11 protein-coding genes and 6 tRNA genes are annotated in these 13,303 nt (G+C 71.8%); 4 read left to right on the forward strand and 13 right to left on the reverse strand.

Annotated elements, in window-relative coordinates; translation table 11 throughout:
- Nucleotides 1-169: 169 nt before the first annotated feature.
- From ACFOX0_RS12245 to ACFOX0_RS12275, 7 genes are all read right to left on the reverse strand, one after another.
- Nucleotides 170-252: transfer RNA gene (locus tag ACFOX0_RS12245), tRNA-Ser, on the reverse strand.
- A 31-nt stretch (nt 253-283) separates the two neighbouring features.
- Nucleotides 284-357 (reverse strand) — tRNA-Arg (locus ACFOX0_RS12250).
- A gap of 1 nt (nt 358) precedes the next feature.
- Nucleotides 359-435 (reverse strand) — tRNA-Ile (locus ACFOX0_RS12255).
- 1 nt (nt 436) lies between these two features.
- Nucleotides 437-524: transfer RNA gene (locus ACFOX0_RS12260), tRNA-Ser, on the reverse strand.
- Nucleotides 525-549: 25 nt separating this feature from the next.
- Nucleotides 550-622, reverse strand: a tRNA-Ala gene (locus ACFOX0_RS12265).
- Nucleotides 623-696: 74 nt separating this feature from the next.
- Nucleotides 697-768, reverse strand: a tRNA-Trp gene (locus ACFOX0_RS12270).
- Between the two features lie 321 nt (nt 769-1,089).
- Entirely contained in the window at nt 1,090-2,334 is a 1,245-nt protein-coding gene (locus ACFOX0_RS12275) for a DUF2786 domain-containing protein (RefSeq protein ID WP_377544907.1), read from the reverse strand.
- A 186-nt stretch (nt 2,335-2,520) separates the two neighbouring features.
- Between ACFOX0_RS12275 and ACFOX0_RS12280 the strand changes: the two genes are divergently transcribed.
- The 3 genes from ACFOX0_RS12280 (at nt 2,521) to ACFOX0_RS12290 (ending at nt 4,817) form a co-directional block, all read left to right on the forward strand.
- The gene (locus ACFOX0_RS12280) at nt 2,521-3,267 is read left to right on the forward strand and encodes a hypothetical protein (protein WP_377544909.1); all 747 of its coding nucleotides are present in this window, start codon (nt 2,521-2,523) and stop codon (nt 3,265-3,267) included.
- A 115-nt stretch (nt 3,268-3,382) separates the two neighbouring features.
- Nucleotides 3,383-4,153: an SDR family NAD(P)-dependent oxidoreductase gene (locus tag ACFOX0_RS12285; RefSeq protein ID WP_377544911.1), complete on the forward strand. Its 771-nt coding sequence runs from the start codon at nt 3,383-3,385 to the stop codon at nt 4,151-4,153.
- Between the two features lie 76 nt (nt 4,154-4,229).
- Complete coding sequence (locus tag ACFOX0_RS12290) at nt 4,230-4,817, forward strand: hypothetical protein (RefSeq protein ID WP_377544913.1); 588 nt, start codon at nt 4,230-4,232, stop codon at nt 4,815-4,817.
- A 10-nt stretch (nt 4,818-4,827) separates the two neighbouring features.
- On the opposite strand, the gene ACFOX0_RS12295 is transcribed toward ACFOX0_RS12290, so the two are convergent.
- Nucleotides 4,828-5,361, reverse strand: a complete 534-nt coding sequence (locus ACFOX0_RS12295) for a DinB family protein (protein WP_377544915.1) — start codon at nt 5,359-5,361, stop codon at nt 4,828-4,830.
- A gap of 146 nt (nt 5,362-5,507) precedes the next feature.
- Here ACFOX0_RS12295 and ACFOX0_RS12300 point away from each other — a divergent pair, with 146 nt between their 5' ends.
- On the forward strand, nt 5,508-7,049 hold the full coding sequence (locus ACFOX0_RS12300) for an APC family permease (RefSeq protein WP_377544917.1): 1,542 nt from the start codon (nt 5,508-5,510) through the stop codon (nt 7,047-7,049).
- Here the strand turns inward: ACFOX0_RS12300 and ACFOX0_RS12305 are convergent.
- The 5 genes from ACFOX0_RS12305 to arfA all read right to left on the reverse strand — a co-directional run bounded on the left by ACFOX0_RS12305 (nt 7,028) and on the right by arfA (nt 13,135).
- The gene (locus ACFOX0_RS12305; RefSeq protein ID WP_377544919.1) at nt 7,028-8,329 is read right to left on the reverse strand and encodes an ArsB/NhaD family transporter; all 1,302 of its coding nucleotides are present in this window, start codon (nt 8,327-8,329) and stop codon (nt 7,028-7,030) included. The two genes, ACFOX0_RS12300 and ACFOX0_RS12305, sit on opposite strands and share 22 nt — an antisense overlap.
- A 92-nt stretch (nt 8,330-8,421) precedes the next feature.
- On the reverse strand, nt 8,422-9,246 hold the full coding sequence (locus tag ACFOX0_RS12310) for a carbohydrate ABC transporter permease (protein WP_377544921.1): 825 nt from the start codon (nt 9,244-9,246) through the stop codon (nt 8,422-8,424).
- Between the two features lie 11 nt (nt 9,247-9,257).
- Nucleotides 9,258-10,223, reverse strand: a complete 966-nt coding sequence (locus ACFOX0_RS12315) for a carbohydrate ABC transporter permease (protein WP_377544923.1) — start codon at nt 10,221-10,223, stop codon at nt 9,258-9,260.
- A gap of 6 nt (nt 10,224-10,229) precedes the next feature.
- On the reverse strand, nt 10,230-11,552 hold the full coding sequence (locus ACFOX0_RS12320) for an ABC transporter substrate-binding protein (protein WP_377544925.1): 1,323 nt from the start codon (nt 11,550-11,552) through the stop codon (nt 10,230-10,232).
- A gap of 41 nt (nt 11,553-11,593) precedes the next feature.
- Nucleotides 11,594-13,135, reverse strand: a complete 1,542-nt coding sequence (gene arfA / locus ACFOX0_RS12325; RefSeq protein ID WP_449288855.1) for an arabinosylfuranosidase ArfA — start codon at nt 13,133-13,135, stop codon at nt 11,594-11,596.
- Between the last annotated feature and the right edge of the window lie 168 nt (nt 13,136-13,303).

The raw sequence follows: 13,303 nt of genomic DNA on the forward strand, positions 1-13,303 counted from the left end.
CTCTGTAGGCGGCAGCCACCGCCGTATCTTGGGTCCACACAACCACGAGACTCAGCGGTGGCTGCTCCACGCCCACGGACAAAACCACACCGCTCCAGCAGGCCAGAACGGATCTCCTGCTGGAGTATTAAGAGTCAGCTGCTCTACCGATTGAGCCAGCGGCGTGTGAAGGAAGGTGAAGGAGTCGAACCCTGGTCGTTGCCGACCGCCCGGCTTTCGAGGCCGGTTACCCACCGATGGGTGCCACCTTCCACGGTCGGGTGCACCGCGTCCCGACCTTTCGTGCCCCGGGCAGGACTCGAACCTGCAACCTACGGCTTCGTAGACCGGCACTCTTTCCCGTTGAGCTACCGGGGCGTGGTGTCGTCGGCTGGACTCGAACCAGCGGCCTCGGAGTTATCAGCTCCGCGCTCTCACCGACTGAGCTACGACGACTTGGCGGAAGAGGCGGGATTCGAACCCGCGGGCGACGACGCGCCGCTGCCTTAGCAGGACAGTGCCATAAACCACTCGGCCACCCTTCCGCGCTCCGGGGCGCCGCCCCGGCCGTGGACCCGGCAGGACTCGAACCTGCCACCTCCTGTTTGCAAGACAGGCGCTCTACCCGATGAGCTACGAGCCCGTGTGTGCGTACCCGACTGCATTCACTGTGGAGTTCTCAATGTTCGACACCGCCGGTCGGGCGCCGGGGTCGAGCAGGGGCGACAGGATTCGAACCTGCAACACCTGGGTTTGGAGGCCAGTGCTCTCCCGTTGAGCTACACCCCTATTGCGGGAAACGAAAAGCCGCCCGTTCCCGAGACCGGGTGGGCGGCGACCGAGCGTCGATTCGACGTCAGTCGGGCCACCTGGTCAGGTGCTTGCTCCATCGGCTCGCACACGGGCGGTGCGCGAGCCCGATCGAGGGCAGCAGCACACCACCGCGCGGCATGGACCGCGTGGTTTCGATGGCGTATCGCTGCGACACGGCAAGCTCCTGGTCTCGGTTTGGTGTGGCTGTTTCCTCGTGCCATTCAAAGGTAAGGCCGGGTTGTCCCCGGTGGCAATGGAATTAACCCAGGTATCGAAAAGGACGGTCGGCCGGGCGGTTCAGCCGTCGGCGCGTACCGGGGTCGGTGGCGCCGGGGCGTGCAGGTCGGCGCGGTCGGCGGCGTCCCGGCCGGACTCCCAGCCGGCCCGGCTGTCGACCCGGCCGCCGCGGGCCCGGACGGTACGCGGAAAGACCCGGTGCATGGCCTCGCGTACCTGTTCGTCCCGGGCGGCCAGCACGGGCAGCAGGTCGGCCCGGTCGGTGGCCGTCGCCGGGTCGGCGTCGGCACCGGACCCGGCCAGGGCGGACCGGGTCACGTCGGCCAGCCGCTCGCCGATCCGGACCGCGTACGCCACCAGGAACGACTGCCGGTACGCCTTCAGCCGCTTGCGGCCGGCCTTGCCACCCGGTGGCTCGGTCCGGGCCATCGCCCGGTGCGCCTGCACCAGCAACGAGGTGTGCAGCAGGTCGACGGCGTCGATGTCGACGTCGAAGCCGAACACGGTGCTGAAGCCGAACTCCGGCGACCAGACGGTGTGGCAGCGGTTGGCCCGGGCCACCGCGTCCAGCAGGGCGGCCCGTTCCCCCTCGTACGGGTGGTCCACGCCGATCCGACGGGCCAGCGGTTGGGCCGGCACGTTCCCGTGGCCGGCCCGGACGGTCAGCAACGCCTCGGCCAGGCTGTGCCGGGTGACGAGTTCCTGCGCCTTGGCCGAGTACGCCTCCGCCTCGGCCGGGTAACCGGTCGACTCGGCCTTGGCCAGCAGGGCGCGTACCCGATCCAGCAGTCGGGTGTCGACCCGGGCGGCGCCGACGTCGGGGCGGCCCGGCGCGGCCGTCGTGCCCGGGGGCGGGACGAGCATCTCGATCGGCGGCAGCTCGGCGAGCAGCGCGTGCGTGGTCAGCACGGCATCCAGCACGGCGACCCGGTCGGACCGCCGACGGGCGGCGAACTCGCCGAGGTAGGCCGCGTCGTCGGTCCACCACACCCGCGCGTCGAGCGCCCGGGCCTGCTCCCGCCATCGCGGGTCGACGGTGGCCGGGGGGAAACGTCGCAGCTGGGCGGCGACGGCGTCGGTGACCAGTTCGGCGTGGATGGGCTGGCCGCGCCGGCTGATCGTCCGGTGCAACTCGACCGGTTGCCAGCCACCCTGCCAGCGGGCCGCGCAGGCGTCCCGCAGCGCGGCGGTCAACGCCGGGTCGACCCGGGCCGGCGGTGCGACGAGCAGGGCGTCCAGGCCGGCCTCGTAGCCGAGGGTGCCCCGCAGCACCGCCTCGATCGTCTCCCGCGCGGTCGTCGTCACCTGCCAACCCTACGTCCCGGTTGCCGCGCCACCGGCCGGCCGGCGGGGCCCGGGAGCGATGACCCGCCGCCCCCTCCCGGCCGACCCCGGCGAAACGTGACACCGCACGGCGAAAGGTGACACCGCACGGCGAACGGTGACCGATCGGGGGTATCGGTGCACCGGGCCACCCAGCAGAATGCTCCGGTGAGCCAACCGCACCCGCCGCACGACCCTGGGCGGCCGCTGCCCCCGCCGCCCTACCGTCCGGTGGACTCCACCCAGCACCTGCCGGCCGTCCCGCCGTCGGGTCAGCCGGCACCGCCGGTCCTGCCGCCGCCGGCCGTCCCGCCGCTGCCGCGGGGACGGCCGCAGTCGTCCGCGGCGACCGGCGCCACCGGCCACGCCCGGGTGCCCGCACCCGGGCAGCCGCCGGCAGAACAGGCATTCCTGCCCGGCGGCCTGGCCGGGGCCTCGCCGTCGGTGGACCCGCCGGCGGGCGAGCAGTCGCGGACCAAGCGCGCCGCCCTGATAACGGTGGCGGCCGTGGTCGGGATGTGTCTCATCGGTGGGCTGGCCGTCCTGGTGCTCCGGCCGGGGCCGTCCGGCCCGGCCCCGGCGGGCTGGTTGAATCCCAGCACCCCGGAGGCGTCGGACGGCCCGCTGACCAGCGCCGGAACGACGGATCCGGGCACGCCGTCGCCGTCCGCCAGCCCGTCGCCGACCCCGCCGCCGAAGGCCACCGGGGAGAGCACGCCGGCCGCGCGGCCCACGACGAAGCGACCGACGACACCGTCCGCGCCCCGGTCGCCCACCCAGCCGTCGATCCAACAGGGGGTACGCCCCAACGCACCCTGCTCACCGGAGGGCGCGTTCGGCGTGACGGGGGATGGCCGGCCGGCGATCTGTCGCAAGAGCAACTCCGACGGGAAGCTGCGCTGGCGCGCCTTCTGACCGGTCCCGTCCGCGGGACGCCCCGGGCCGAAGCCGGGCCGAGGCCGGGCGGTGAGCCGAGGTGCCGGCATAGGGTTGGCTCCCGATGGCCGGCGGATCGTCGAGGGGGACTGGGGTGGACAGGTCGTACGTGGTCACCGGGGGTGGACGCGGCATCGGTCGGGCGGTGGTGGAGCGGCTGCTGGGCGGCGCCGACACGGTGGTCGCGATCGAGTTCGACCCGGCCGCGCTGGACTGGGTGGACCGGCATCCGGCCGGTGACCGGGTGCGGGCTGTGGTCGGTGACGCCGCCGACGAGACGGTCGCCGAGCGGGCCGCCGACCTGGCGGAGTCGGCCGGCCGGTTGACCGGGTGGGTCAACAACGCCGCCGTGTTCCGGGACGCGTCGGTGCACTCCACCCGTACCGCCGAGGTGGTCGACCTGATCGGGGCGAACCTGAACCCGGCCGTGGTCGGCTGCGCCACCGCGATCCGCCGGTTCCTGGCCGCCGGTACGGGCGGTGCCGTCGTCAACGTCTCCTCGCACCAGGCCCGGCGGGCGGTGCCCGGCTGCACGCCGTACGTGACGGCGAAGGCGGCGATCGAGGGACTGACCCGGGCCCTGGCGGTCGAGTACGGCCCGCACGGGATCCGGGTCAACGCCGTCGCGCCCGGTTCCGTGGTCACCGAACGGCACCAGCGCTTCCTGGCCGGCCAGTCGCCCGAGGCGGTGGCCCGGATCGAGGCGGAGCTGAGCCAGTTGCACCCGCTCGGCCGGCCGGCCCGTACCGCCGAGGTGGCCGCGGCGGTGGCCCACCTGCTCTCCGACGACGCCAGCTTCATCACCGGCGTGACGCTGCCGGTGGACGGCGGCCGTACGGTGCTGGCCCTCGATCCGGAGGGCTGACCGTCCGGCGAAGTTTCTCCACCGATCGGCCGATCGGTGGGTATCGCTGCGCCGCCTCATTGCGCACACTCTCCCGGTGAGCCAAGCACAACCGGGAGACGCCGGCCCGCCGTCCTCTTCGGACCAGGCAGAACGGCCGGCGTCCGGGCCGATCGCCCCGACCGCGCCGGACCCGTCGGCCGGGGAACGGTGGAGATCGATCCTGCTGGTCGTGGTGACCGCCGTGGTCGGCCTGGTGCTCGTCGGCGGTCTGGCCGCGATCATGCTCCCACCGGGATCGGGCGGCCCGGTCGGAGCCGGTTGGGTGGCCCCCGGAACGCCGGCGTCGTGGCTCGAACCGGTCACCGACGCCGGATCACCGAGCGGGACCCCGTCCCGGTCCCCGTCCCTGGCGGCGACCGGTGCCACACCCACACCGCCGACCACCCGTACGCCGGCTCGCCGGTCGACGCCCTCGAACCGGCCGTCGGTGAAGCCCGCGCCGAAGCCGACCGGACGCGGGACGACGCCGCCGGCCCGGCCGACGACGCCGGCGGTCCAGCAGGGGGTGACCCCCTTCGCGCCCTGCTCGCCGGTGGGGGCCAAGGGGATGACTACCCGGGGTTGGCCGATGACCTGTCACGCGACGCGCAGGGACCCGACCCCGCGCTGGTATCCCGGCTGACCGGCCGGGTTCACTCGCCGGTGCTGCCGTCGACGAGTTCGCGGGCGATGTCCAGGTGGCCGACGTGTCGGGCGTACTCCTGGAGCAGGTGGAACAGGATCCGGCCCAGGGTCGGCGCGGACTCGGCCGTGGTGAACCGGCCGCCGACCGCGGCCCGGTCGGACAGTGCCGCGCCGGCGATGATCTCCCGGGCGCGCGCGGTGGCGGCCCGGTAGTCGGCCAGGACGTCGGCGGTGCTCTCGCCGTCGGACACCCGCCACTCCGCGTCGTCGTCGCCGGGTGGCGCGACGGCCACGTCCTCGGCGGCGAAGCCCCAGCTCAGCCAGCGCCGCTCGACCCAGCCGAGGTGCTTGACCAGCCCCAGCGGCGACCAGCCGAGCGGTTCGACCGGGCTGCGGAGCCGCTCCTCGGACAGCCCGGCGAGCTTGCGGGTGAGCGCCTCGCGATACCAGTCGAGATAGCCGACCAGCAGCTCGCCGAGGTCGGTGACGTCGGTGCCGGGGCCGTCGAACCCGGCCGGGAACCGCTGGTTGGGTGACCGCATGCCAGCACGGTAGCCCCGGGGTACGACGGTCCCGATTCCGCGGGTCGACGGACGGATCGGGGTTGGCGGGCGGGCCGACCGGGTAGCAGGCATCCCCACCGGGCCGTCGTCAGGGATGGCCCTGCCGGTGGGAAGGGGTGAGGCGCGTGTCGATTCTGCGCACCAAGCCGATCGACGACGTGCTCGCGCAGGCCGACGACGCGGGTGGTGAGGACCGGCCGAAACTCCGTCGCCGACTGGGGTCGATCGACCTGATGGGGTTCGGTGTCGGGATCGTGATCGGTACCGGCATCTTCACCCTGACCGGCATCGAGGCGAAGAACTCGGCCGGTCCGGGCGTGGTGATCTCGTTCGCCATCGGCGGGGTGGTCGCGATGCTGGCCGCCTTCTGCTACGCGGAACTGGCCTCCAGCGTGCCGACCGCCGGCAGCGCCTACACCTACGCGTACGCCACCATGGGCGAGCTCGCCGCCTGGATCATCGGGTGGGATCTGCTGCTGGAGTTCGCCCTCGGTTCGGCGGTGGTGGCCCGGGGCTGGTCCGGTTACCTGGCGAATCTGTTCGGCCTGCCGACCGCCTGGTTCGGCGAGGAGGGCAGTGTCGTCAACCTGGGCGCGATCGCCATCGTGCTGATCCTCGGCGTGGTGGCCACCGTCGGGATCCGGCAGTCGGCCCGGGTGACCAACGTGCTGGTCGTGGTCAAGGTGGCGATCTGCGTGTTCATCGTCGTCGCCGGGTTCTTCTTCGTGAAGGCGGCCAACCTCACCCCGTTCATCCCACCGGCCAAGCCCGCCGAGGAGGGCGAGGGCGGGCTCGCCCAGCCGTTGAGCCAGGCGCTGTTCGGTCTCGCGCCGTCGGCGTACGGCATCGCGGGGGTGCTGAGCGCGGCGGCCGTGGTGTTCTTCGCCTACACCGGTTTCGAGGCGGTGGCCAACCTCGGCGAGGAGACGAAGAAGCCGCGCCGGGACATGCCGATCGGCCTGATCGGCACGCTGGCCCTGTCGACGCTGCTGTACGTCGGGGTCTCGCTGGTGCTGGTCGGCATGGTGTCGTACACCGAGATCGACGAGGGGGCGCCGATCGCCGCGGCGTTCCAGGCGGCCGGTGCCAACTGGGCCGCGGTGCTGGTGTCCATCGCCGCGGTCGCCGGTCTGACCAGCGTCATCCTGGTCGAGTTGGTGACCCTCAGCCGGATCGGCTTCGCGGTCTCCCGGGACGGGCTCGTCCCGAACGGCATCGCGAAGATCCACCCGCGCTGGGGCACCCCGTACCGGATGACCGCGATCGTCACGATCGCGGTGGCGGCGCTCGCCGGGTTCCTGCCGTTGTCCGCCCTGGCCGACCTGGTCAGCATCGGCACGCTGTTCGCCTTCGTGATCGTCTCGGTGGCGATCCCGGTGCTGCGCCGCACCAAGCCCGCGCTGAACCGGCCGTTCCGGGTGCCGCTGTCGCCGGTGCTGCCGATCGGGTCCGCGCTGGCCTGCCTCTACCTGATGACGAACCTGTCGCTGGAGACCTGGCTGCGGTTCGGGGTCTGGCTGGTGATCGGCGGGATCATCTACTTCGGCTACGGCCGGCGCAAGAACCGGCTGGCCCGCAAGGAGCAGGAGACCGAGCACCGGGCCGCCGACCCCGACCCCGACGGCTTCCCGCCGGCCCGCGGCGGTCAGCCCGCGAACACGAAGTAGCGCAACCAGAGGTACGGCACCGCGAGCAGGATGCTGACCAGGGTCACCACCAGGCCGTACTTGGTGAACTGCCAGAAGGTGATGCGGTGCCCGGCCCGTTCGGCGAGGCCGAGCACGACCACGTTGGCCGAGGCGCCGACCGCGGTGGCGTTGCCGCCCAGGTCGGCGCCGAGCGCCAGTGCCCACCACAGCACGTGTGCCCGGTCGGTGCCGCCGGCGGCGTGCACCATGTCGCCGACCACCGGGCTCATCGTCGCGACGTACGGGATGTTGTCCACGATGCCGGACAGCACGGCCGAGCCCCAGAGCAACACCATCGACGACAGCAGCAGCCGGTCGCCGGTGGCCTCGGTGGCGGCCCGGGAGATCTCCTCGATCACCCCGGTGTGCACCAGCGCGCCGACCATGACGAACAGCCCGGCGAAGAACACCAGGGTGGGCCACTCCACGTCCTTGGCCACGGCGGTCGCGTCGAGCCGGGACAACGCGAGCAGCAGCAGCCCGCCGATCAGGGCCACCACCGCCGGTTCCAGCCCGAGCGCCTGTTGCAGCACGAACGCCGCGGTGACCAGCACCAGCACGCCGAGGCTGATGCCCAGCAGCCGGCCGTCGCGGATCGCGTCCCGCTCGTCGAGCGAGGCGATCTGACCGGCCCGCTCCGGGTCGTAGCGGAACGCGTCCCGGAACAACAGCCGGCACAGCCCGACGAAGACCACCGTCAGCAGGACGACGAACGGCGCCAGGTGGACCACGAAGTCGTTGTAGGTCAGGCCACCCCGGCTGGCGATGATGATGTTCGGCGGATCGCCGACCAGGGTCGACGTGCCACCGATGTTGGAGGCCATCGCCTCGGCGATGAGGTACGGCGCCACCGGCACGCCGAGTCGCTCGCAGACCAGGAAGGTGACCGGGGCGACCAGCAGCACGGTGGTGACGTTGTCCAGCGCGGCGGATGCCACCGCGGTCACCACGACCAGGATGACCAGCACCCGGAACGGCCGCCCGCCGGCCCGTTTCGCGGCCCAGACGGCCAGGTACTCGAACGCCCCGGTACGCCGCAGCACCGCGACGATCAGCATCATCCCGAGCAACAGGAAGATGACGTTCCAGTCGATGCCGGCCTCCTCCGAGAAGAAGGCGTTCCTGGCGTCGGTGGCCCCGATCAGCAGCATCACCACCGCCCCGCCGAGGGCGGCCGCGACCCGGTGGATCCGCTCGGTGGCGATCAGGACGTAGGCGACGGTGAAGACGGCGACGCTGGCCCAGGCGAGGGCGTGCATCGGGTGGGCTCCTCAGTCTCGGACGGTCCGGATGGGCGCAACGAATCCGCCGCCGACCAGACTTCCCGGCACACCGGTCACGAACCTACCCGTCATCCCTTCAGGCCGCTGCGGGACACCCCCTGGATCACGTGCCGCTGGGCCAGCACGAACAGGATCAGCACCGGCACGCTGGCCAGCACCGCGCCTGCCATGATCACCGGGAAGTCCGTGTTGTAGCTGCCCTGCAGCAGGCCCAGGCCGGGCGGCAGGGTCAGCCGGTCCGGGCTGAACAGCACGAACACCGGCCAGAGGAAGTCGTTCCAGTTGGTCAGGAAGGACAGCACGGCGAGGGTGGCCAACGCCGGCCGGGACAGCGGCAGCACCACCCGGGTGAACACCTGCCACTGGTTGGCGCCGTCCAGCACCGCCGCCTCCTCCAACTCCCGGGGCAGCGACAGGAAGAACTGGCGCAGGAAGAACACCCCGAAGGCGCTGGCCGCGCCGGGCACCACCAGCACGGCCAGGGTGTCCAGCCAGCCGAGCGTGTCGGAGATGAGGAAGTTCGGCAGCATCAGCGCGGCCGGCGGTACGAACAGGGTGGCCACGATCAGCCCGAAGGTCACCCCGCGCCCGGCGAACCGCAGCCGGGCCAGTGCGTACGCCGCCATCGAGGCGGTGGCCAGGATCAGCAGGGTCTGCAGGGTCGCGGCGAGCATGCTGTTGAGGAACCAGCGCAGCACCGGGTTCTGCGAGCCGGGAGAGAGGATCTTGGAGTACCCGTACCCGGAGAACGGGTCTGGCAGCCAGGTCGGCGGGATCCGCTGGGCATCCGGGTAGCTCTTCAACGAGGTGAGCAGCATCCACAGCAGCGGCACCACGAACACCGCCGTGAGCAGGGCCAGGACGGCGTAGAGCAGGGTACGGCGAAGCGTCATCGGTCGGCCCCTCAGTCTTCCCGGTAGCGGAAGATACGGAAGTTGGCGACGCTGACCACCGCGAGGAGCAGGGCGAACACGATGCTCATCGCGGCCGCCCGGCCGGCGTCGTTGTCCCGTACCCCGTGCTGCAGCATGTACCAGACCACGCTGCGGGTCTCGTTGCTCGGCGCGCCCAGGGTGATCAGGTAGGACTGGCCGAACACGTTGGCCGAGGCGAGCACGGTGGTGGTCACCACGAACAGCACCACCGGGCGCAGGCCGGGCAGCGTGACGTGCCGGAAGCGGTCCCAGGCCGAGGCACCGTCCACCCGGGCCGCCTCGTAGAGTTCCGCCGGGATGTCCTGCAGGCCGGCCAGGTAGATGACCGCGTTGAAGCCGGCGGTCCACCACACCGTCACCCCGACCAGCGAGATCCAGACCCACGGCAGCCCGGTCACCCACGGCGTGTCGGCCGGCAGGCCGAGCACGCCGAGCAACCGGTTGACCAGGCCCAGGTTCGCGTCCAGCAGGTAGCGCCAGAGCAGGCCGATCACCGCCACCCCGAGGACGTACGGGGCGAAGAAGGCGGCCCGGAAGAAGGTCCGGCCGGGGAAGGCGCGGTTCAGCAGCAGGGCCAACCCCAGCGGTACGACGACCAGCAGCGGCACCGACGCGACGGTGAAGATGGTGGTCGCCCGGACCGCCTGCCACCAGTCGGAGTACACCACCGAGTCGGGGGTGAACAGATCCCGGTAGTTGTCCAGCCCGACGAACGGGGCATCGGGCAGCTGGAAGTCCCACATGTGCAGGCTCATCCAGACGCCCACCCCGATCGGCAGCAGCCCGAACACGCCGAACAGCACCAGGTACGGCGCGAGGAACAGGTACGGGGTGGACCGGCTCGTCCAGCCGCCGGCGGCGCTGGGCCCGCCGCGGCGCGGTGCGCGGGGCGGCGCGTCCGGACGCGCCGCCCCGACCTCGATGACGTCGGCCACCGCTGCTCAGCTCCCGTACTTCTTGCGGTTGTCGGCGAGCTGCTTGTCCGCCTTGGCGACCCCGTCGTCGAGGGCCTGCTTCGGCGTCTTCTTGCCCAGCACGGCCTGCTGGAACGCGTCGTAGAAGGTCGTCATGACGTCCTCCACGCCGGGCGCGGCGGGCGGGAAGGCGGCGTACTCCAGCTCGGGGGCGAGCGAGCTGATGTCGGTCAGCGCCGTGAAGCCGGCCCCCTCGCGCACCGTCTTACGGGCCGGCACCTGGCCGCCCTTGGCCCAGTCCAGCGAGTGCTCGCTGAGCCAGTTGATGAACACCTTGGCCGCGGAGACCTTGTTGGCATCGTTGGCACGCTGCTTGACGATGGTGAAGTTGTGCGAGTTGGCCCAGGCGGCCGGCTTGCTGCCGATCTGCGGCAGCGGCGCGACGCCCCACTGCACCTCGGGGCTCTTCTTCAGGTCGTTGATCTGCCAGATGCCGTTCCAGTTGAAGGCGTTCTTGCCGCCCTTGAGGGCGAGGTAGTCCGCGTCCTGGCCGACGTTGGCGGGCGAGTGGCCCGCCTTGATCAGGTCGGTCAGCCAGGTGCAGGCCTCGACGGCCGGGTCGGCGTTGAAGGTGGCCTTGGCCCCCTCGGCGTCGAACACCGAACCACCGAACTGGTGCACCAGCGAGTAAAAGGTCATCCCGCCGGTGAACTGGAAGGGGCTGACCCAGAAGCCCTGCACGCCGGACTTCTTCAACTCGGTGAGCGCCGCGGTGAAGTCGTCCTTTGTGGTGGGCGGCTTGGCGGGGTCCAAGCCGGCCTTCTGCAGCACCGCCTTGTTGTAGTAGAAGCCGAGCGGGTGCATGTCCAGCGGGATGCCGTACCGCTTGTCCTGGTAGAGGCCGCCCTTCCAGACGGTCGGGGCGAAGTCGGCCTCGCTGAGGCCGAGCGCCTTCGCCACGTCGTCCAGCGGGATGATCACCTGGCGGGCGGCGTTGGTGGCCAGGTGGTCCATGTGCATGACGGCGATGTCCGGCCCGTTACCGCTGGAGACGGCGCCGGGCAGCTTGGTGTAGTAGTCGTCCCACTTGAAGGTGGTCACCGCCAGGGCGATGTTGGCGTGCTCGGAGTTGAACTTGTCGACCAGGGCCTTGAAGATGTCACCGTCACCGCCGGTGAAGCCGTTCCACAGCTTCAGGTCCACCTTGGGGCCGGTGTAGTCCTTGCCGCCGTTGCCGGCCTGGGTGGCGTCCTTGCCGCCGCCGCAGCCGGCCAGCGACAGGGCGGTGGCCGCGCCGAGCCCGGCGCCCAGACCGAGCAGCCGGCGTCGGCTCATTTCGTTGTGCATCATGTGAGGGCTCCTCGGGGGCGTAGGAAGGGAGTCTTACCCGGTCAGGGGCGTCCGGCGAACCGCAGGACGTTCCAGGAGACGGCCGGCAGGCGGACGGCGCACCGGCCGCCGTCGACGGTGGGGGTTTCCAGTTCGCGCGGGACGACCCGGTCCGGGTGCTCCGCGGTGTTCGTCGCGTCCGGGTCGGCGCCGGCGTCCAGCACCAGGTGGCCGAGCCCGGTCGGGCCGGCCGTGGTCGCACCGGATCCGGCGCGGCCGGTCAGGGCGCGCAGGTCCAGGTCGAGCGCCAGGTCGGTGTCGCCGCGGTTGACCGCGAAGACGGTCAGCTCGTCGGACTCCTCGTCCAGCACCGCGACGGTGGCCAGCACCGGCGCCGGGCCGTACTTCGCGGTGTCGTACGTCGGGCCGGTCGGCTCGGTCCGCAGCACCGTGCCGCGGGCGTACCGGGCGGTCAGCGCGAACGGGTGGAAGATGCTCTGCCGCCAGGCCGGGCCGCCGTTCCGGGTCCGGATCGGGGCGATCACGTTGGCCAGCTGGGCCTGGCAGGCCACGCCGACCCGGTCGGCGTGCCGGAGCAGGGTGATCAGCAGGTCGCCGACCACCACGGCGTCGACGCTGGTGAAGTCGTCCTCGATCAGCGCCGGCGCCTGCACCCAGCCGCGCCGGTCCAGGTCGGCCTGCAGCCGGGCCTGGTACCAGACGTTCCACTCGTCGAACGAGAGCTTGAGCTTGCGCGGTTGCCGGAGCTTGGCACCGACGTGGTCGGCGGTGGCGATCACCTCGTTGATGAACGCGTCCATCCCGACGGCGGAGGCGAGCAGGCTGGCCCGGTCGCCGTCGGACGGGTCGTAGTAGTTGTGCAGGGAGATGTAGTCGACGTGCTGGTAGGTGTGCTCCAGCACCGTCGCCTCCCAGGCGGCGAAGGTGGGCATGTCCCGGTTGGAACTGCCACAGGCCACCAGGCTGATCGAGGGGTCGATCAGCTTCATCGCCCGGGCGGTCTCGGCGGCCAGCCGACCGTACTCGTCGGCGGTCTTGTGCCCGACCTGCCACGGCCCGTCCAGCTCGTTGCCCAGGCACCACAGCCGCACCCCGTACGGCTGTTCGGCGCCGTGCCGGCGGCGCAGGTCGGACAGCTGGGTGCCGCCCGGATGGTTGGTGTATTCCAGCAGGTCGCAGGCCTCCTGGACACCCCGGGTGCCGAGGTTGACCGCCATCATCGGCTCGACGTCGGCGAGCCGGGCCCAGGCCATGAACTCGTCCAGGCCGAACCGGTTGGTCTCGATCGTCTTCCAGGCCAGGTCGAGCCGGCGGGGCCGGTCGGCGACCGGGCCGACGCCGTCCTCCCAGCGGTAGCCGGAGACGAAGTTGCCGCCGGGGTAGCGGACCACGCTGACGCCGAGTTCCCGGGTCAGGTCGAGCACGTCGGTGCGCAGGCCGAGCGGGTCGGCCGCCGGGTGGTCGGGCTCGAACACCCCGCCGTAGACGCATCGGCCCATGTGCTCGACGAACGAGCCGAAGAGCCGGCGGTCGGCCGGTCCGATCCGGAACGCGGGGTCGATCGTCACCGCAGCCTGGTGCAAGGGGAACCACCTCTCGTCGCGGGCGAAGGCCGTCGGTCGCGGTGCCCGCCGGTGCGGGCCGGACGTCGACCGCCGGCGGCGCGGGTGACCGCGGTCACGGCGCGCGTGCAGCCCTTTCTACAACGTTGTGTGCAACGTTGTAAAGAGCAGCTCACGCGGTAGAGTGCG

The sequence above is a fragment of the Micromonospora zhanjiangensis genome, from assembly GCF_042650605.1.
Classification (GTDB): Bacteria; Actinomycetota; Actinomycetes; order Mycobacteriales; family Micromonosporaceae; genus Micromonospora_J; species Micromonospora_J zhanjiangensis.

Bases quoted from the DNA above. Each gene is read 5' to 3' on its own strand.
- ACFOX0_RS12320 (WP_377544925.1), bottom strand. From the start codon at position 11,552: ATGATGCACAACGAAATGAGCCGACGCCGGCTGCTCGGTCTGGGCGCC.
- ACFOX0_RS12295 (WP_377544915.1), bottom strand. From the start codon at position 5,361: ATGCGGTCACCCAACCAGCGGTTCCCGGCCGGGTTCGACGGCCCCGGC.
- ACFOX0_RS12305 (WP_377544919.1), bottom strand. From the start codon at position 8,329: ATGCACGCCCTCGCCTGGGCCAGCGTCGCCGTCTTCACCGTCGCCTAC.
- ACFOX0_RS12310 (WP_377544921.1), bottom strand. From the start codon at position 9,246: ATGACGCTTCGCCGTACCCTGCTCTACGCCGTCCTGGCCCTGCTCACG.